At 42.5% G+C, this 20,444-nt stretch carries 16 protein-coding genes and 2 tRNA genes; 16 read left to right on the top strand and 2 right to left on the bottom strand.

Going from position 1 to position 20,444, the window contains the following annotated elements:
* Window positions 1-2: 2 nt before the first annotated feature.
* The 8 genes from H8S37_RS05170 to H8S37_RS05135 all read left to right on the top strand — a co-directional run bounded on the left by H8S37_RS05170 (window position 3) and on the right by H8S37_RS05135 (window position 9,127).
* Window positions 3-1,940 (top strand): PTS fructose transporter subunit IIABC, encoded by a 1,938-nt coding sequence (locus tag H8S37_RS05170; RefSeq protein ID WP_186874939.1) that lies wholly within the window; start codon window positions 3-5, stop codon window positions 1,938-1,940.
* Window positions 1,941-1,991: 51 nt separating this feature from the next.
* Window positions 1,992-2,249, top strand: coding sequence for an HPr family phosphocarrier protein (locus H8S37_RS05165; protein WP_186874938.1), 258 nt, complete (start codon window positions 1,992-1,994; stop codon window positions 2,247-2,249).
* A 263-nt stretch (window positions 2,250-2,512) separates the two neighbouring features.
* Window positions 2,513-3,037, top strand: a complete 525-nt coding sequence (locus H8S37_RS05160; RefSeq protein ID WP_186874937.1) for an RNA polymerase sigma factor — start codon at window positions 2,513-2,515, stop codon at window positions 3,035-3,037.
* Complete coding sequence (locus H8S37_RS05155) at window positions 3,027-3,404, top strand: hypothetical protein (protein ID WP_186874936.1); 378 nt, start codon at window positions 3,027-3,029, stop codon at window positions 3,402-3,404. The genes H8S37_RS05160 and H8S37_RS05155 overlap by 11 nt, the downstream gene beginning before the upstream one ends.
* Complete coding sequence (locus H8S37_RS05150) at window positions 3,401-4,291, top strand: zinc ribbon domain-containing protein (RefSeq protein ID WP_186874935.1); 891 nt, start codon at window positions 3,401-3,403, stop codon at window positions 4,289-4,291. Before H8S37_RS05155 ends, H8S37_RS05150 begins: the two co-directional genes overlap by 4 nt.
* A 266-nt stretch (window positions 4,292-4,557) precedes the next feature.
* Window positions 4,558-5,889 carry a putative DNA modification/repair radical SAM protein gene (locus H8S37_RS05145; protein ID WP_186874934.1) on the top strand — a complete coding sequence of 444 codons (1,332 nt, stop codon included), beginning with the start codon at window positions 4,558-4,560 and terminating at the stop codon, window positions 5,887-5,889.
* A 21-nt stretch (window positions 5,890-5,910) separates the two neighbouring features.
* Entirely contained in the window at window positions 5,911-6,714 is an 804-nt protein-coding gene (locus H8S37_RS05140; RefSeq protein ID WP_330604856.1) for a TIGR03915 family putative DNA repair protein, read from the top strand.
* Between the two features lie 46 nt (window positions 6,715-6,760).
* Window positions 6,761-9,127 (top strand): ATP-dependent DNA helicase, encoded by a 2,367-nt coding sequence (locus H8S37_RS05135; RefSeq protein ID WP_186874933.1) that lies wholly within the window; start codon window positions 6,761-6,763, stop codon window positions 9,125-9,127.
* Here the strand turns inward: H8S37_RS05135 and H8S37_RS05130 are convergent.
* Window positions 9,124-10,002: a LysR family transcriptional regulator gene (locus H8S37_RS05130; RefSeq protein WP_186874932.1), complete on the bottom strand. Its 879-nt coding sequence runs from the start codon at window positions 10,000-10,002 to the stop codon at window positions 9,124-9,126. The genes H8S37_RS05135 and H8S37_RS05130 overlap by 4 nt on opposite strands.
* Window positions 10,003-10,104: 102 nt before the next feature.
* On the opposite strand from H8S37_RS05130, the gene H8S37_RS05125 reads away from it, so the two are divergent.
* From H8S37_RS05125 to H8S37_RS05095, 7 genes are all read left to right on the top strand, one after another.
* Window positions 10,105-10,785, top strand: coding sequence for a TIGR01906 family membrane protein (locus tag H8S37_RS05125; RefSeq protein ID WP_186875776.1), 681 nt, complete (start codon window positions 10,105-10,107; stop codon window positions 10,783-10,785).
* Between the two features lie 146 nt (window positions 10,786-10,931).
* A complete protein-coding gene (locus H8S37_RS05120; RefSeq protein ID WP_186874931.1) occupies window positions 10,932-14,684 on the top strand; it encodes a phosphoribosylformylglycinamidine synthase in 3,753 nt (1,250 codons plus the stop codon).
* A 267-nt stretch (window positions 14,685-14,951) separates the two neighbouring features.
* Window positions 14,952-15,024, top strand: a tRNA-Val gene (locus H8S37_RS05115).
* A gap of 15 nt (window positions 15,025-15,039) precedes the next feature.
* A tRNA-Met gene (locus H8S37_RS05110) sits at window positions 15,040-15,113 on the top strand.
* Window positions 15,114-15,425: 312 nt separating this feature from the next.
* A complete protein-coding gene (locus H8S37_RS05105; protein ID WP_186874930.1) occupies window positions 15,426-15,887 on the top strand; it encodes a hypothetical protein in 462 nt (153 codons plus the stop codon).
* A 3-nt stretch (window positions 15,888-15,890) separates the two neighbouring features.
* Entirely contained in the window at window positions 15,891-16,442 is a 552-nt protein-coding gene (gene ispF / locus H8S37_RS05100) for a 2-C-methyl-D-erythritol 2,4-cyclodiphosphate synthase (protein ID WP_186874929.1), read from the top strand.
* Between the two features lie 18 nt (window positions 16,443-16,460).
* On the top strand, window positions 16,461-17,585 hold the full coding sequence (locus tag H8S37_RS05095) for a GNAT family N-acetyltransferase (protein WP_186874928.1): 1,125 nt from the start codon (window positions 16,461-16,463) through the stop codon (window positions 17,583-17,585).
* A 93-nt stretch (window positions 17,586-17,678) separates the two neighbouring features.
* Here the strand turns inward: H8S37_RS05095 and H8S37_RS05090 are convergent, their stop codons facing one another.
* Complete coding sequence (locus tag H8S37_RS05090) at window positions 17,679-18,725, bottom strand: LacI family DNA-binding transcriptional regulator (protein WP_186874927.1); 1,047 nt, start codon at window positions 18,723-18,725, stop codon at window positions 17,679-17,681.
* 338 nt (window positions 18,726-19,063) lie between these two features.
* Between H8S37_RS05090 and H8S37_RS05085 the strand changes: the two genes are divergently transcribed.
* A complete protein-coding gene (locus H8S37_RS05085; protein ID WP_186874926.1) occupies window positions 19,064-20,347 on the top strand; it encodes an ABC transporter substrate-binding protein in 1,284 nt (427 codons plus the stop codon).
* Window positions 20,348-20,444 lie beyond the last annotated feature (97 nt).

Here is a 20,444-nt window from a genome sequence, read left to right as displayed (position 1 = left end):
TGATGAGGATTACAGATTTGTTGAAACCGTGTAGTGTAGAATTAAATGGGACGGCTTCCTCAAAAGAAGAAGTTATCTGTAAAATGGTAGATTTGATGGCGGAGGCTGGAAATATCAGCGATAAAGAAGCATACAGGGCTGGTGTCTTTAAAAGAGAAGAAGAAGGTACGACGGGAATTGGAGAGGGAATTGCAATACCACATGCCAAGACAGAGGCAGTAAAAGCGCCTGGTCTTGCGGCGATGGTACTTCGAGATGGCGTGGACTATGATGCGTTGGATGGCGAGCCGGTACATCTGATTTTTTTGATTGCTGCGCCGGATACAAAAGATAACGTGCATCTGGAGGTGTTAAGCCGCCTTTCCATGCTTTTGATGGATGAAGGCTTTAAAGAGCGTCTCATAAACGCAGAAAGCGTAAAAGAATTTTTGGAATATGTGGATCAAGCTGAACATACAAAGTCAGAAGAAGAAAATAAAGAAAAAGAAGCGCCTGCACAGGGGTATCAGATACTCGCTGTTACAGCATGTCCGACTGGAATTGCACACACATACATGGCGGCAGAAAGCCTGGAAAATGCTGCAAAAGAGATGGGATGCAGTATCAAAGTAGAAACCAATGGTTCTGGCGGGGATAAAAATGTCCTGACAGCCGAAGAGATTGCCCAGTGTACGTGCATTATTATCGCCGCGGATAAAGATGTGAAAATGGCAAGATTTGATGGGAAACCAGTGATTGTGACAAAGGTGGCAGATGGAATTCATAAACCAAAGGAGCTGATAGAAAAAGCATTGAGTAAAACGGCGAGTATCTATCATAGTAGTGGGACAGACAAGAGTGAAGCCGGAAGTATCGGAGAGGAGAAGCTGGGAAGAAAAATATATAAGGCACTGATGAATGGAGTGTCTCATATGCTTCCATTTGTAATTGGCGGTGGAATTCTGATTGCACTTTCTTATATTTGCGACAGTGCAAATGCAGGGACAGAGGTCTTTGGAACTGGAACGGAACTGGCGAGGTTCTTTAATTTGGTTGGAAATGTATCCTTTGGGATGATGTTTCCTATTTTAGCGGGCTATATTGCAATGGCGATTGCGGACAGGCCGGCCTTGATGCCGGGAATTGTCGGGGGATTACTTGCAAAAGCCGGTACTTCGGTGGCTTTGCCGGAAGAACAATGGATTTCCTCTGGTTTTTTTGGAGCTTTAATTGCGGGCTTTCTGGCGGGGTTCTTCATGCTCTTGATAAAAAAGCTCTTAGAAAAGCTTCCGCGTGCACTGGAGGGAACAAAGCCGGTACTCTTATATCCGTTTTTAGGAATACTGTTTATGGGTGCTGCGATGATTTTTGTCGTAAATCCTCCAGTGGGGGCGTTTAATACATGGCTGAATGACGGCCTTTCGAGTATGGGAGAGGGAAGCAGGATACTGCTGGGACTTCTCTTAGGAGGAATGATGGCGATCGATTTTGGAGGACCTTTTAATAAGGCAGCATATGTATTTGGGACAGCGTCTATTGCGAGTGGACAGTTTGATATTATGGCGGCAGTTATGGCAGGAGGAATGGTACCTCCGATTGGAATCGCTTTGGCGACAACATTTTTCAAAAATCGCTTTACAAAGAATGAACAACAGACAACAGTGACAAACTATATTATGGGACTTTCATTTATTACAGAAGGTGCGATTCCATTTGCAGCGGCAGATCCGCTTAGGATCATACCGCCGAGTATCGCAGGCGCCGCAGTGGCAGGAGCGCTGTCCATGGTATTTGAGTGCGGATCGCGGGCGCCTCACGGAGGAATTTTTGTAATTGGAATTATGGATCATGCGCCGATGTTTCTGGCAGCAGTTTTAGCCGGGGCGGTGGTCAGCATGCTTGGCATTGTTTTATTAAAAAAACCTATAAAAGTAGAGAAAACGCAGATTGAAAAACAATAGAACATGGTATATACTTAATTCATAATTACCATATCAAGGAGGAAATGAAAAATGAAAGAATTCAAATATGTGGTTACAGATCCGGAAGGAATCCATGCAAGACCGGCAGGAATACTTGTAAAACAGGCAGCAGGTTATCAGTGCGATGTAAAAATTGCAAAGGGAGATAAAAAAGCAGACGCTAAGAGAATTTTCGGAGTTATGGGGTTAGGTGTTAAGACTGGGGAGGAAGTGACGATCTCCGCAGATGGAGCAGATGAGGACAAGGCGATTGAGGAGCTGGAGGCATTCTTCAAAGAGAATTTATAAAAGCAGATAAAAGAATCAGCGCTGTGAAAGAAAGTGTGTAGGTTTGAGAAGAACAAATTCAAAACTTACACACTTTTTATTGTGCAGGAAACTTCGTTCCCTATACAATAAAACATGCGCACTGCGCGTAAGTGGAAAATGGCTGCTGACACAGCCGCGATTCGGTGCGAGAATGTGCAAAGCACATTTTTTTCTTTAGAAAAAAATGAACCTCATACAAGGTTATGACGAATATAGGGTGAACAGGCAGTGGAGGTGAAACGGTGAATGCAAGAGAAGTGGAAAAATGTATAGACGATTTCGGTACAGACATATATAGATTTTGCTTGAAACTCTGTGCGGACAAGACAAATGCTGAGGATCTATATCAGCAGACTTTTTTAAAAGCATTAGAAATAGAATGGACACTTGACTGGGAGAAAAATCCGAAAGCGCTGTTTTTCTCTCTGGCGCATAATCTTTGGAAAAGTGACAGGAGAAAACAGGCGCGCCGAAACACGATTGCACCTTGCGGCAGTTATGGGGAGGAAGTAGAAACAACAGCACATTCTGAAGAAAGTATTGAGGAAAGCTATCTTCAAAAGGAATTGGTTACGGAAGTCCGTCAAATCATACAGAATCTTCCGGAAAAATTTCAAGTACCATTGATATTATTTTATTTTTCTGCTTGTTCCATAGAGCAGATAGCAATGATTATAAAGAAACCGCCTGGTACTGTAAAAAGTCGATTGTTCAAGGGAAGAAACTTAATTAAAAAAAGATTGGAGGAGGCTGGTTATGAAAGATAATCGTTCTGACTTAGAAATTGAAAAAATTATCAGGGATTCTATGAAAATAACAGATATTCCGGCGCCGGAGCTGGATAAGAAACTCAAAGTGGCTCTGTACCAAAAAGAAGCCATCCTGCAAAAGCAACATGTCGTGCATAAAGTATCGCTTTGGTATCTGCCAATGGTTTTAAATTTGTTAATCTTTTCCCTGCTGACTCTTTTGGCCCTGCTGACGATTGAAAATATATATGTATCTTACCTTGTCGCCGGTATCTGTCTCTATGTGGGAATAGCTGGCATATTACTTACCATAGCAGGAGTAAAAAAAGCGAACATAAAAGAGGATATTACAATACGTATTGAGAAACGAGGTGTATGTATATGAATCATGCGAAAAAGAAGAAACTTCCGTTTTATATTGGGATTCTGGTTATTTTATTACTGCTCTTTCTTAGATTTGGCTTGTATTATCTGAAAAGTGGTGGTTTCAGTGGTCTTTCCATGTTATTTCCTGTGCTGCTTCTCTGCTTTTTCTTTTTTGCGGTATGTACGGCGGCTTTTTTTGCGGCATGGGTGTATCAGGACTGCAAAAAACGTAAGGCGGATCCTGTGTTATGGGTGGTTATAGTTTTTGCAGCTACGCCCTTTATCGGCTTGCTGATCTATTTTCTGCGCCGTCCGGAAATCAAAACAATATGTCCGGCCTGCGGACGGCGAATTTCAGTAAAAGCAAAATATTGCGAGGAATGTGGAACGCATATCGAAAAGGAGGAAAATGATAGTATGGTTAAAGAGGGAACACATCACTTAAAATTTATTGTTGCAGGTATTGTAAGCATGGTGCTTATGCTGGTATGTCTGACAGGTTTTATTGTCAGTGCGGCTGTGGGAAAGGGAGTCAATACGAACGTGGCTTCCAGTGAACGAGTCTGGAATATGGGAGTGATCACCATGGAGTACAACACGTATCTGGACGGTGTATGGAATCTGGACTTCAAAAGCGCCAGCAATGGTTTTGTGGAAGAACAGAATATGAGAATTACAGATGCAGATACCCAACTGCTTTACGCAGACATTTCCTGCGGTAAAGTACCAGACGGAGCAACACTTGTCTTGTGGCTGGTGCAGGAAGATGTGGTAAAATCTATAGATGTTACAAATCTTGACAAACCATTGGAATACCCTTTGCATGAGTTTGAGAATGGGAAGGTTCATGTCAGACTGCAAATCAATGGTGTGGAGAACACTGTTTCAGAAATATCTATTCAATAATCAGTAAAGCAGTGGCGGTTCGGTAATGACGAACCGCCTTTATTATTATAAGAAGCTCCGTTCCCTATACGATAAAACCCTCCGGGGATGCATAGCGCGCAAGTGGAAAACAGCTGCTCACTTAGCCGCGCTTCGGTGTGAGAATACGCAAAGCACATTCTGCTTTATATAAGATTTAAAAATACATTTTAAGTTCTTGTAATTTGGCAAGGCTTGTGATATTATAAAAATAGAACGTATGTTCTATATAAAGCGGAGGGACTGGGATGTACGATAAGATTCAAGAAAAGATGTCTATTTATGATAAATTGCATATATTGTCTGACGCGGCAAAATATGACGTGGCATGTACCTCCAGTGGTGTGGACAGAAAAGGAGACGGCAGAGGAATGGGAAACTGCAGTAGTGCGGGAATTTGCCACAGCTTTTCTGCGGATGGAAGATGTGTATCTCTGCTGAAAATTTTGTTTACAAATGAGTGTATTTATGACTGTAAATATTGTATTAACAGATCTTCGAATGATGTGCTTCGCACCTCTTTTACACCGGAGGAAGTATGCACGCTTACGATGGAATTTTACCGCAGAAATTATATTGAAGGTCTGTTTTTAAGTTCTGGGGTATTGAAAAGCCCTGATTATACAATGGAGCTGATTTATGCGACATTGTACCAGTTGCGGCATGTGTATCATTTTCAGGGGTATATCCATGTGAAAACGATTCCGGGAGCAGATGCAGAAATCATAAAGAGAGTTGGATTTCTGGCAGACAGGATGAGTGTGAATCTGGAATTGCCTACAGCCGAAGGGCTGAAGCTGTTGGCGCCGCATAAAAACCGGAGGAATATTCTGGCTCCTATGCGGCTTGTACAGAATAAGGCGAATGAGAACAAACAGGAGATTGCCTTGTACAAAAACACGCCGCAGTTTGTTCCGGCGGGACAGAGCACCCAGATGATTATTGGGGCAACGCCGGAGACGGATTTTCAGATTTTGAATGTAGCGGAATCTTTATATAAGAAGTTTGAACTAAAACGAGTATTTTATTCTGCTTTTGTGCCGGTGAATAAAGAGTGTTCTCTGCTTCCTAAGCGGACGGAGGAGGGGCCGCCTCTGCTAAGAGAGCACCGACTGTATCAGGCGGATTGGCTGCTGCGTTTCTATCATTTTGAGGCACAAGAATTGCTGGATGAAAAGAACCCCAATTTTAATATTTTTCTGGATCCAAAATGTAACTGGGCACTGAAGCATCTGGAGTATTTTCCAGTAGAGGTAAACCGGGCTGATTACAGGATGTTATTAAGAGTACCGGGAATTGGATGCAAGTCGGCGTCCAGGATTGTGAAGGCGCGAAGGTTTGGAAATTTGAGATTTGAGGATTTAAAGAAAATGGGGGTGGTGCTCAAGCGGGCGCTCTATTTTCTGACATGCAGCGGAAAGATGTTATATCCTGTGAAAGTAGAAGAGGATTATATTACAAGGAATCTTCTGCGTACAAAGGAGAAACTGCCGGACAGCATGACATACCAGCAGTTGTCTCTGTTTGACGACATGGGATTTGGAGAAAAACAGGCAAGGCAGATTGTCAGCCAGTCGTAAAAGAAAAGTGAGGCAGACAAAGTGAGAACAATTAGAAAAATAGAAGGAGGTGCCGGACAAATGACAGATGTCTATCTGTGCTGTGATACGATAACGGGACTGTATTCCGCTATTTATGACGCCTGGAGAGAACACCGGGAAGGAGAGGCAAAGATCGCGGTGCAGGGGAATATGGAGCCGGAGCTATTCTGTGAATACCAGGAAGTAAAAGAGTCTCAGAAAAAAGCGCGGGCAGTAGAGCAGCTGATTCGCGTGAATCTTGGAGAGGAAGCTTATAAGGAACTGTATTACGCCCTTTTATCAAAAGATGCCGGCAAAGGAAATGCAGTGTTTTGGACAATGCAGGAAGCAAGGAAATTAAAAGACAGCAGAAAAATCATGGAACATCTAGATCATCCTGCTGTGGCAAAGGTATTTGAACTGAGTAGAAATGTTGCGAATGAAGCCCATTGTTTTATTGAATTTATAAGGTTCAGAGAACTGAAAAACGGGATTCTTTTTTCGGAAATTGCACCCAAAAACCAAATACTAACTTGCATAGGGGAACATTTTGCCGACAGATTTCCTCTGGAAAATTTTATGATTTTTGACAAAACGCATCAGGTGTTTCTGGTACACAAGGAGAAAAGTCCCTGGTATCTTCTGTGGGGAGAAGTTCCAAGCGAAGAGGCAATCCACTGTGTCTCAGACAAGGAACTAGAATATGAAAAACTTTGGAAAAACTTTTTTCATACCATAGCCATCGAGGAACGTAAAAATCCGGCTTGTCAAAGGAATCATCTTCCTATACGCTATCGTGCGGATATGCCAGAATTTGGCGAATGAAGGAAAAGATTGGTCTTGTGCCGTCAAATGAGGTATAATAGACTGCATGGAAAAAGAAAAAATAATGAAAATATCAGTCCGCAGTCTCGTAGAGTTTATTTTGCGGGAGGGGGACATTGACAACCGAATATCAGGCGGAATGGAAAAGGACGCGATGCTGATGGGAAGCCGTCTTCACCGAAAGATTCAAAGGAGGATGGGATCGGATTATCACGCAGAGGTGAGCTTGAAAATACAGGTGCCCTGTGAGGGATTTCTTTTGCAGGTGGAAGGCAGAGCAGATGGAATTATAAAGAAAGAAGATACAGACGAAGTTACAGTAGATGAAATCAAAGGTGTCCTAAGAGACTTAGAATATCTTACCGCACCAGTTGGAGTACATCTGGCACAGGCAAAGTGTTATGCCTATATGTATGCGAAACAGGCGGCATTAAAAAAGATATGTGTCCAGATGACATACTGCCATCTAGAAAGTGAAGAACTGAAACAGTTTACAAGGGAATATTTGCTTGAAGATTTGGAGGAATGGTTTCTAAGTCTGGCTGGGAAATATGAAAAATGGGCAAAATTTCAGATTATGTGGAGGGAAAAACGAAATACGTCTATTCAGGGGCTTATCTTTCCTTTTTCCTACAGAGATGGACAGAGAGAATTGGCCTATAGTGTGTACCGGACGATCCTGCGCAGAAAAAAGCTGTTTATTCAGGCACCTACCGGAGTGGGAAAGACAATGGCCGCTGTATTTCCGGCTGTAAAAGCAGTGGGGGAAGAATTAGGAGAGAAGATTTTTTATCTTACTGCGAAAACGATCACGCGGACAGTCGCAGAACAGGCGTTTTTGACCTTAAAAGACCAGGGACTCTCCTGTAAAGTGCTCACACTGACTGCCAAGGAAAAAATTTGCTTCATGGAACAGACAGTCTGTAATCCGGAAGCCTGCCCTTATGCAAAAGGGCATTACGACCGCGTCAACGACGCTGTGTTTGAGTTGCTTACTGCACAGAACACATTTACACGAGGCGTACTAGAAGAGCAGGCGCAAAAATACAGAGTATGTCCCTTTGAAATGTCTCTGGATATATCCAATTGGGTGGATGCGGTGATCTGTGATTATAATTATGTTTTTGACCCGAACGCGCATCTGAAGCGGTTTTTCTCTGAAAGTACAAAAGGAGAATACCTCTTTTTGATTGATGAGGCACATAATCTGGTGGAACGAGGGAGAGAAATGTACAGTGCAGTCCTGTACAAAGAGGAGTTTCTTTTGGCGAAACGCCTTGTTAAAGGGGAGGACAGAAAGCTGTACGGAAGGCTTGGAGAGTGCAACAGGCTTCTGCTTGCCTTGAAAAGAGAATGTGAAAATTATGAAGTTTTAAACAGTGTGTCCCATATTGTGTTGAAGCTGATGAATCTAATGTCAGAGATAGAACGATTTCTTGAAGAATGTAGCGATGAGGAGAAGCGGGAAAAAATTTTAGAACTTTATTTTCGGGCGCGGGATTTTATCAATATACATGATTTACTGGATGAAAATTATGTGATCTATACAGAACTGGAACCAGACGGAAGATTTAAGCTTAAGCTGTTCTGTGTAAACCCGTCGGTGAATCTTGCCTCTTATTTAGAACAAGGGAACAGCACGATATTCTTTTCTGCCACATTACTTCCTGTCAATTATTATAAGAAGCTGCTCAGTGTGGAAGAGAAGGATTACGCGGTATATGCAAAATCTTCTTTTCCGGAGAAAAATCGGCTTCTTTTGCTGGGAACGGATGTAAGCACAAAGTATACTATGCGGGGAGACGTGATGTATGAAAGATTTGCCGATTATATTTTGAAAATAGCAGAATCGCGGAGGGGGAATTACATGGTCTTTTTTCCTTCCTACCGTTTTCTAGAAGATGTCTATGAAAGATTTGCAGGAAGAACGGCGGACAGGCCAGAACTGGAGAGTATCATACAGTCTCCCTATATGGGGGAAGAACAAAGAGAACAATTTCTTGAGAAATTCGAAGAGGACAGGGAGACGACATTGATTGGGTTTTGTGTCATGGGCGGCATTTTCTCTGAGGGGATCGATCTGTCCAGAGACAAACTAATCGGCGCTGTTATCGTTGGAACCGGATTGCCGCAGGTATGCAACGAGCGAGAGATATTAAAACAATTTTTTGACAAAAGAAATATGCGGGGGTTTGACTTTGCCTATCTATATCCAGGAATGAATAAGGTTCTGCAGTCGGCAGGAAGAGTGATTCGCACAGAAAAGGACAAGGGGGTTATCCTTCTGCTGGACGAACGGTTTCTGGGAATCCGGTATCAAGAAATTTTCCCGCGGGAATGGAACCAATACCAAACATGCAGCCTGGAAAATGTGGAAGGACTGGTCAGAAATTTCTGGGACAGCCGAGACTAAGAAGAAAAATAACTTAAGAACTCTCGGGCTGCTTTGGAAAGAGGGATTTGTTCATTGTACGCGATTACCAATTCTCTTCCAGGCAGCTCTTCTTTTGTTTCCACAATGAACAGTTCGGACATATTGCCTGCGATACAATAGTCTGGAAGAAAGGCAATGCCAAGTCCGATCCGCGCCAGATCGATAAGCAGATCGTTGCTTGTCAGCTCGATCTCCGGCACAAGATCCAGCTGATGCTGCTGAAAGAGCCGGTGGAGAAATTCATTGGTGGTACTGTTTTTATCCAGCATTAAGATTGGATAATGAGAGAGCTCTCTTAAGGTAAGCCGTTCATTTTTCAGGCTTTTAAAAGCGTCTCCTGCAATAAAGACATCGTGAAATGTCTTTATTTTCTGGATAGAGGAGACATTACTTAAATAGGTGTTTGGATAATTTACCACAATCAAATCTACCTGCCCATTTTCTAAAAGCTCCACACATTTGACGGAGGTCTGGTTTATAACTTTGATATGGGCATTAGGAAAAGACTTGTGAAAACGTTCTAGATAAGGGACAAGAAAATACCGGCAAATAGTGTCGCTGGCGCCGATGCGGATTTGCCCGCCGGTAGATGCCGCATCCAAAAGCTGTGCTTCTCCGCGCTGAATCAGATGCATGGCAGGCTCAATGTGGCGCAGAAGGATTTCTCCTTCAGGGGTGAGCTGCACCCGTTTTGTGCTGCGGATAAAAAGTGTCTGATCCAGTTTGCGCTCCAGTGTCTTGATAGACTGGCTGACTGCGGACTGGGAAATAAAAAGAAGTTTAGACGCCTCGGAAAAGCTTAAGGTAGATGCTACGTGAAAAAAAACTTTATATAATTCATAATTGATGTCCATTCATTAGACCTCCTAATAAGTACTGCTTGTATTATAAGGCAAAAATGGATGAATTACAATGTGAAATTTGATATGATAGAAAAAACGGGAAAGGATAAGGACATGAAAAAACTACACTGGTTTCTGGGAATTCTATGTTCTTTTTCATTGATTGTTATTTTGCTGATTTCAAGCTTTGAAGCGGCAATGTATGCAGATTTTGGATTTTATGAAAAGGAATATGAGAAATATGATGTACTGCCTGAGCTGGACATGGAGATGGACGACGTAATGTATGTAACCCGGGAGATGATGGCGTATCTTAAGGGGGACAGAGAGACTCTGGAGGTCTATACGACAGTGGAGGGAAGAGAGCAGGACTTTTTTAATGAACAGGATCGCTTCCATATGGCAGAGGTAAAGGAGCTTTTTATCGGAGGACTGCATATCAGGTGGGGAGCTCTGGCAGTGGCGGCAGTAAGCCTGCTTTTGTTGGTTTGTATGAAGGCAAAGTTAAAATTTTTGCTCTGTCGTTCGTACCAGATTGCGCTTGCAGTGTCTGGCGGTCTGACACTGCTTCTGGGAATTGCCGCTGCGGTTGATTTCAATGCCGTATTTATAAAATTTCATCATATCTTTTTTGACAACGATCTTTGGCTGTTTGATCCTGCAGAAGACTATATGATTCGCATGTTGCCGGAAGGATTGTTTGCAGACATGCTTGGACGAATTGGAATTTTGTTTGGAGGAGGACTATTGCTCCTTCTGGCGGTGAGTATTTTATTAGGAAGAAAGAAAAATTAATTGTACTTATTAATTAGTTTAATTATATTAATTGTACTAATGAGAACGAGTATGGTAGGATAGAAAACAGGAACTATGGGTGTGAAAAATACAGCAGGACGACTTTAAGAAGCTTTTAGAGTCCGGGAGAGAAAAGGAGAGAATGTATGAGCAATGTAAGACGGGTATATGTAGAAAAGAAGCCAGAATTTGCCGTTCAGGCAAAGGAACTGAAACATGAAATCAAACACTATCTCGGGATTGGTACAGTGACATCCGTTCGTGTGCTGATTCGATATGATGTAGAAAATATTTCGGATGATACGTTTCAAAAGGCCTGCCAGGGTATATTTGCAGAACCACCTGTAGATGTACTTTATCAGGAGAGCTTTCCGCGAAAAGAAGGAGCCTATATCTTTTCTGTTGAATATCTGCCGGGACAGTTTGATCAAAGGGCAGATTCTGCAGAGCAGTGCGTCCAGTTTATCAAAGAAGAGGAAAAGCCGGTGATAAAAACGGCGGTGACATATGTGTTGGAGGGAACTCTTTCAGAGGAAGAGCTTGCCGCTGTAAAAAATCACTGTATCAATCCAGTAGACTCCAGAGAGACAGGATTAGACAAGCCAGAAACACTTGTAAGTGTATTTGAAGAACCAGAAGATGTAAAGATATTCGAAGGCTTTAAAGATATGCCGCAGGGGGAGCTAAGAGAGCTGTATGCTTCTTTGAATCTGGCCATGACATTTAAGGATTTCCTGCATATCCAGACGTATTACAGCACAAAAGAGCACAGGAATCCTACTATGACAGAGATACGGGTATTAGATACGTATTGGTCCGACCACTGCCGGCATACAACCTTTTCAACAGAATTAAAAGAGATTGCTTTTGAGGAAGGCGATTATAAGGAACCTATTGTGAATACATATAAGCAGTATCTAAAAGATCACAGTGAGATATTTGCCGGAAGAGAGGATAAGTTTATATGTCTGATGGATTTGGCTCTGATGGCGATGCGAAAGTTGAAAAAAGAAGGAAAATTAAAGGATCAGGAAGAATCCGAAGAGATCAATGCCTGCAGTATTGTTGTGCCAATTCGGGTGGATGGTGTGGAAGAGGAGTGGCTGATTAACTTTAAAAATGAGACACACAATCATCCCACAGAGATTGAGCCATTCGGAGGTGCGGCAACCTGTCTTGGCGGTGCAATCCGCGATCCGCTTTCAGGACGTACATATGTATATCAGGCGATGCGCGTAACTGGCGCGGCAGATCCGACAGTTTCAGTAAAACATACACTGAAAGGAAAGCTCCCGCAGAAAAAGCTGGTAAGAGGTGCCGCCCATGGATACAGCTCTTATGGCAATCAGATAGGGCTCGCGACCGGAGGGGTCAAAGAAATTTATCATCCGGATTATGTTGCAAAACGTATGGAAATCGGAGCTGTTTTGGGAGCTGCACCGCGGCGCGCGGTTATTCGTGAAACTTCCGATCCGGGGGATATTATCATTCTCTTGGGAGGAAGAACCGGAAGAGACGGATGTGGAGGAGCTACAGGATCTTCAAAGGTACATACAGAAGCATCTATTGAGACATGCGGCGCAGAGGTACAGAAAGGAAATCCACCTACAGAGCGCAAGATACAGCGTTTATTCCGCAGAGAGGAAGTAAGCAGGCTAATCAAAAAGTGTAATGATTTTGGCGCAGGCGGCGTCTCTGTGGCAATAGGAGAATTGGCGGATGGACTGCGGGTAGATCTGGACAAAGTACCGAAAAAATATGCAGGTCTGGACGGAACAGAGATTGCAATTTCTGAATCCCAGGAGAGAATGGCTGTTGTAGTAGACAAAAAGGATGTAGAGCAGTTCCTTATGTATGCAAAGGAAGAAAATCTGGAGGCAACCGAGGTGGCGGTTGTGACAGAGGAACCGCGTCTGGTGCTTGTATGGCGTGGAAAAGAGATTGTAAACATATCCCGCGCATTTTTGGATACGAATGGAGCACATCAGGAGACAAGCGTGGAGGTAGAAATACCGGCGCGCAAAGACAGCTTATTCGTGAAAAAGGAAGTGAAGGATGTAAAAAAAGAATGGCTGCGTACTTTGAGTGACCTAAATGTGTGCTCCCAGAAAGGGCTGGTAGAAATGTTTGACGGCTCTATCGGGGCCGGTTCTGTCTTTATGCCTCACGGAGGAAAGTATCAGATGACAGAGACGCAGGCAATGGTGGCAAAAGTACCGGTACAAAACGGAAAGACAGACAGCGTCTCTATGATGAGCTATGGATTTGATCCATATCTGTCCAGCTGGAGTCCGTATCATGGCGCTGTTTATGCGGTGACAGAATCTGTGGCAAAGATAGCAGCGGCAGGCGGAGACTGCCGGAAGATACGCTTTACTTTCCAGGAATATTTCCGCAGGATGACAGAAGAACCAAAGAGATGGAGCCAGCCATTTGCAGCACTTTTAGGCGCGTATGCGGCACAGCTTGGATATGGGCTTCCTTCCATAGGTGGAAAAGACAGTATGTCGGGTACTTTTCAGGATATAGATGTGCCGCCGACATTGGTTTCCTTTGCAGTAGATATGGCGGTAGAAAAAGAGATCATTACACCAGAGCTGAAAAAGGCAGGGAATAAATTAGTATGGATGCGCATAGAAAAGGACGAGTATGAACTTCCGGTATACAGTCAGGTGATGGAAGCATACGGGAAAATCACCGAGGATATTCACAGCGGCCGGATTGTATCTGCATATGCACTGGACCGTCATGGTGTGATTGCGGCAGTCAGTAAGATGGCATTTGGAAATGGATTGGGGATAAAACTGGAACACAGCATGGATGCGGGAGAGATGTTTTCTCCTGCGTTTGGAGATATTGTTGCAGAAGTTCCGGCAGAGCAGGTAGGAAATCTTTGTATTTCGTACACTGTGATTGGAGAAGTGACACAGGAGAAAAAATTCACATATGGCAGTACAGAGATTTCTCTGGAGGAAGCACAAGAGGCATGGACAGGAACACTTGAAAACGTATTTGCGACAAAAGCTTCAAATAATACAGAAGTAATAGAGGAGAAGCTTTACCGGACATCAGACATTCATATATGCAGCCACAAGATCGGACAGCCTACTGTATTTATTCCAGTGTTCCCGGGAACAAACTGTGAGTATGACAGCAAAAAGGCGTTTGAACGTGCGGGAGCAAAGGTGATAACGAAAGTATTTAAAAATTTAGATGCAAAGGATATTCGGGATTCTGTGGCAGAGTTTGAAAAAGCAATCGGACAAGCGCAGATGATCATGTTCCCTGGCGGATTCAGCGCGGGAGATGAGCCGGACGGCTCAGCGAAATTCTTCGCAACGGCATTCCAGAATGAGAAGCTCAAAGAAGCGGTGGAAAAACTACTCGGTGAAAGAGACGGACTGGCGTTGGGTATCTGTAACGGTTTCCAGGCACTTATTAAACTAGGGCTGGTGCCAAATGGGAAAATTACCGGACAGACAGAGGAGTCTCCTACACTTACTTATAATACTATCGGCCGGCATATTTCCAAAATGGTCTATACAAAAGTGGTCACTAATAAATCGCCATGGCTTATGAAGGCACAGCTAGGGGGAGTATATACAAATCCGGCATCCCACGGTGAAGGCAGATTCGTGGCGAGCGAGGCTTGTATTAAGAGCCTGTTTGAGAATGGACAGGTGGCGACGCAATATTGTGATTTAGAGGGAAAGATTCGTATGGACGAGGAATGGAACGTCAATGGGTCTTACTGCGCTATTGAAGGAATTACAAGTCCTGATGGAAGAGTGCTCGGAAAGATGGCACATTCTGAAAGACGGGGAGACGGTATTGCAGTGAATATTTACGGAGAGCAGGATATGAAGATCTTTGAGTCCGGAGTAAGCTATTTTAAATAAGAGACAGTAACGCCGGTGTACAAGAGGAGAAGACAACTGGTGTGCAGTAAGCCGCAGGACGGCTAGTTCCATTTTGCCATTCTGCGGCTTAGTACAATAGATATGTTAAACGTATATGTCTATGGAGAAATATAAATTGAGAGAATTGTTTGAAAAATTTTAAAAATTTATTTTAAAAAGGTGTTGACATTTGGCGGAATTTGATAGTATAATAGCAAAGCAGGTTACGGATAGGAAAAATATTCATGTCTGCAGAACAGATAATATGGGGTCTTAGCTCAGCTGGGAGAGCATCTGCCTTACAAGCAGAGGGTCATAGGTTCGAGCCCTATAGGCCCCATATATATAAAAATATGGCGGAATAGCTCAGTTGGCTAGAGCACACGGTTCATACCCGTGGTGTCGCTGGTTCAAATCCAGTTTCCGCTACTTTTAACAAGATGCTGTGCTTTATAGTACGGCATTTTTTGTATAATAGGAAATTTCGATAAATTTCCTATTATACAAAAAGCCCTCCGGGCGGGATGCGCACGCCGCTATAAGGAAATTTTACCGCTTTGCGGTATTGCGGCGGCGCGCAAAGTGGACAAGCCCCTCAAGAGTGAGGGCAGGGGAGTTGAAGTGGGCTTGCCCACTTTGTTCTGTTTGCAGGAAACATTTTTAGTGGTATTTATGAATAGAGTATGATAGAATTTTAAAGACAAGAGACAATCATTCTTTCATTACGGAGGATAAAAGAATATGAGAAACAATCGTACAGGGAATATATTTCGAATCATTGCAGGAGCATATCTCGCCTATCTAGGAGTGCAGCTTGTGACGCAGACCGTACAGCAGAAGCCGACTAATGAAATATTTAATATTGTAATGGGGATTCTGTTTATCGTTGTAGGAGCCTGGTTTGCAATCGGAGCGCTAAGAGGTATTTTAAAAGAACAGAAACAGGAGAGAGAAAATATTACCCTAAATTCCCAACCGGCGGAGAAAAGTTCAGAAGAAGACCTGGTGGAGGCAGTGGAAGACACAGCGGAAAGGTCTGAAACGGAGAGGATAGAAAAAGAAACAGAAACGATGGAAGAAAGAGCAGAAAAAACTGCAGAAATCAAAGAAGAAACGGCAGCAGTTCAAGAAAAAGAACCGGATGAGGAGAAGCAGGAAAACGAAAAAGCGGAAGAGCTGGAGACAGATTACGAGGAGAAATAGAATATGAGAGTTGGAATGGGTTATGATGTCCATAAATTGGCAGAGGGAAGAAAGCTGGTGCTTGGAGGAGTTGAAATACCATACGAAAAAGGACTTTTGGGTCATTCTGATGCGGACGTTTTAGTCCATGCAGTGATGGACGCCCTCCTGGGTGCGGCGGCATTAGGAGACATCGGCAAGCATTTTCCTGATACAGATGAAAGATACAAAGGAATTTCCAGTATTATACTTTTGGAATATGTGGCAGAACTGTTGGATAAGGAGGGATATATAATAGAGAATATTGATGCGACGATCGTCGCGCAGAGGCCAAAGATGCGTCCTTTTATCGAACAGATGGAAAAAAATATGGCAGAGGCCTTAAAGATTGAAACCGAACAGATCAATGTAAAAGCAACGACAGAAGAAGGGTTGGGATTTACCGGAACAGGAGAGGGGATTTCTGCACAGGCGGTATGTGCCCTGGAAAAGTATACCAACTACGGCAGCTATGACGTTGCGGAAATGAGAAAATGTGCGGGATGCAGCGGCTGCGCAAAAGAAAATCCGGCATAAGGAGTATGAATTTCTGAAATGATAGTAAGAAAATTGGAACAAAAGGAACACAGACAGACAAGAGAGCTGTGGGAGAAGGTCTTTGCAGAAGATACAAAGGCGTTTCTGGATTATTATTATTTTATCAAAACGCGGGATAATGAAATCTATGTGATTGAAGAGGACAGAAAAATCCGATCTATGCTTCATCTGAATCCATATCTGGTGCAGATTGAGGACAGGCAGTTCCCATGTCATTATATCATTGCAGTGGCGACGGAGGAGAATTATCGAGGCAGAGGGTATATGAGAACACTTTTGTGCAGAGCGCTGGAGGAAATGTATCGCAGAAAAGAGCCGTTTACTTTTCTCATGCCTGCCGCGGAAGCGATCTATACTCCCTATGACTTTCGGTTTGTTTACAGGCAGAATATAGGTGAAACAAAGGGAAACGACGGACATTTGCAGGCAGAAATAAAAGAGGCGGAGCTTTTTGACGCGGCAGACATGGCAGCATTTTTTAATCAATATTTCCGTGACAAATATCAGATCTGTGCTGTGCGGGACGAGGCGTATTACCAAACAATGATTCTAGAACAGAAGAGTGAGAATGGCGGCGTATGTCTGATTAAAGAAGCGGATAAGATTCGTGGAATGTTTGCTTATGCCAGAGAAGAAAGACTGGACATCAGAGAGCCGCTGTATCTGCCGGAATGGGAATCAGAATTTTTAAAAGCAGTTGCTATGTTTAGAGGAAAAGAAGAGAAAAGTGCTGTCCTGTATGCGTGCAGTGATCTTTTTACCGCAAAAAAGAAACCAGTCATAATGGCTAGGATCCTGCATCTGGAGGAGCTGTTAAAGGCTATGAAAGTACAGAGTGGGGAGACTATTTGTTGCTCTTTTGCGGTGATCGATCCGATTCTTGTAAAGAACAGTCGGGTCTGGAAGATACAGTCAGAAAAGGGACAGGATAGTCTGTCAGTTGCAGAAACAGAGGATTCAGAAGGTGTATTGCCGATTGGGGCGCTTACTTCATTTTTGTTCGGGTACAAGACACTGGAAGAAGTGAAGGAAGAGGATGGGGTGATTCTTACGCCGCACCTGGAGATAGAACTAGGGAAGATAAAACAACTGTGCAGAATTTATTTGAATGAAATTGTATAGCAAGGCAGAAAAATAAAAAGAATAAGACAGAGGTATATAGAAGGGGAATCATAATATATACTTCTGTCTTATTTTTTTATTTATAAGAAAACCTCATCGAAAAAGTGTAGATGTGCGCATTTTGATTTTACCGTTTAAGTAGAGTGTCACAGGCGGCAGATATGGACTTTCTATCTGATTTAGGATGATGCGCGTAGCCAAAATTCCCATTTCCTGGCTAGGAGTCTGGACAGTGGTTAATGTGTTGTCCATAGGAGTCAGGCTTAGAGTGTCGTCAAAACCGCAGATGAGTATATCTTGCGAAACTTGTATGCCCATCTGTTTAAGCGCCGCGATGGTTTTCCATGCTAGAAGGTCATTTGCACAAAAGAACAATTCAGGAAGTTCTGGCATATTGCGAAGTGCATCGTATAAGAAAAGCGGCTCCTGGAAGTAGTGATCTTCATCTTTGATGCAGTAAGATTCATGGAATGGAATCCCTCGGATGTTTAATGCATTCAGAAACCCCTCGTAACGTTCGTGAAAGCTGATACAGTGGCAGACATCCCCGATGAATCCAACTTTGCTTAAAGGCTGTGCCGAAAGAATCTCATTCATCATACGAAATGTACTGCAACGGCTTTCCATCAACAAAATATTGGCATTTAATGGACTGCTTTCAGGTGAATAGTAGGAATCAAAGAAAAGTACAGGTTTTCCAAGCGAACATACCATTTCTGAATATGCTTTATTGAATAATTCAATACACAAAATCGCGTCAATCTGATCCAGACGAAAGTTTTCTGGGAGATGTAAACTTTGCACGTCGTCTGGGTTAAGCATATAGATAGTTAGAGAATACCCATATTTGCGCATTTCTTGTTCCAGGCTTGCCATAATAGAGGTGGCAATGTGAAAATGTTCCGGAATATAATTAGCAAAAAGAGCAAAAGTACCACCTTTTTTAGGAATTATACTCGGTGCGTCCGCTGTATTGAAGTAAGAGAATTGCTTATAATTAAGCTTTCGTGCCATTTCTAAAACATTATTTATGGTTTTCTCCGGCATATGAGGAGCTCCGTTGAGCGCTTTGGACACCGTTGTGCGAGACAGTCCCAGGGCATCAGCGATATCTTGTATAGTAACGCGTTCCTTATTCATTCTGTTGTACGATCCTTTCTTCTTTGTTATGAGATTGCCTTAATTATAAAATATATTGAGACAAAAATCAATAAAAATCGTATATATATTTGAACAAATATAAAATAAAATTGCATAAAAGATGATATAATAAGTTGTTAAATGTGAATAAAAAATATAAAAAAAGTAAAAAAATATTGACATATATAAATTGTAATGATAATTATAATAATATAAATGTTAAATAAAAACATACATATAAAAAACAAAATTTAACAAATGTAAAACAGGAGGTGAAAAAGAAAAGAATAATTGATAATTGTACAAAGTCAAAATATAGAAATGGAGGTAAAAGCAAAATGAATAAGTGGAAAAGAATTGGAAGTTTTGGATTGGCGTGTACCATGGTGACAATGCTTTTGGCAGGATGCTCTGGCGGAAAAGAGGAAAAAGAGAAGACAGAAGAGGAGTCAGTTACAATCTCTTTGTTAAATACAAAGTCGGAGCTAGTGGATCAGTTTGAACAATTAGCCAAAACCTATAAAGAAGCGACAGGGATAACAATCGATGTACAGTTTACAAATGATGTTGTCAGCACACATTTATCAGAAAAATATGCTTCTGGCAGTCCATATACAATTATGATGGTTGACAGAACCGATGTCTATGCTTTCCAGGATTATCTGCTGGATCTAAGCGACCAGAAATGGATTGAAGACGGAGGAGCGGAATACGGTGTTAATATCGACGGAAAAACATATAGTTTTCCTCTTTTAGTAGAAGCGGTAGGTCTGCTCTATAATGCACAGGCAATAGAAGAGACTACAGGAGAAGAATTTAACTGGGAAGATTATAATACACCCGAAAAGTTTGAGGCATTGCTTAAAGAACTTTCCGAGAAAGGGATGGAAAAACCTGTAGCAGTAAATAAAGATGACTGGTCCCTGGCAAATCATTATTTTGGACAGCTTTATGATCAGCAAGGAAATGCAGAAGAAACATCGCAGGCATTTGTAGATTCTCTGAAATCAGGAGAAATGAAGCTTGGAGAAAATACAAGATTCCAATCTTTAATGGACAGTTTCGATATGCTGCTGGAATACAATATAAACAGTGCAGATCCTCTTGCAGCAGACTACGATATGAACAATGAATACTTTGCCAATGGAGATGTTGCTTTCTGGTTTAATGGAAGCTGGGTGACAGACGTATACGACAAAACTGAAAAAATTGGAATCATGCCGCTGCCTCAAAGTGATGCATCAGATGAAGCGAATGACTATCTGATCGCGGGAGCGAGCAAAACGTTCGTGATTGACAAAGAATATTCTACTGAGGAACAGCAGGAGGCGGCAAAGGACTTTTTGAATTGGCTGGTTTATGAGGAGGAAGGACAACAATTTATGGTGGACGACTGTGGGATTATACCGGCATTCGGAAATATTACTAAAGAAGTGTCTGCACCGATCAGTGTTTCTGCACAGCAGTTTATAAAAGAGGGAAAAACACAATACTGGTATCAGGCAATCCCAGGTGATCATGGCACAGAGGTTGGAGCAGCTATTCAGAAATATATGAGTGGAAATATCGACAGAGAAGAACTTGCAGCAGAAGTAGAAAATTACTGGAAGGGGCAGGAGTAAAGAGGAAAGGGACGTCATGCTGAAAGGTTATCTGGCAGGATGACGTTCCTTTCCTCTTTCTGGAAGAAAATGTATAGAAGTAATCGAAAAGAAGTGA

Origin of the sequence: Mediterraneibacter hominis (assembly GCF_014287475.1) — a bacterium.
In the GTDB taxonomy this organism is placed as follows: Bacteria; Bacillota; Clostridia; order Lachnospirales; family Lachnospiraceae; genus Mediterraneibacter; species Mediterraneibacter hominis.
The sequence above is the reverse complement of the archived record's forward strand: the minus strand, read 5'-3'. Positions and strand labels throughout refer to the sequence as shown.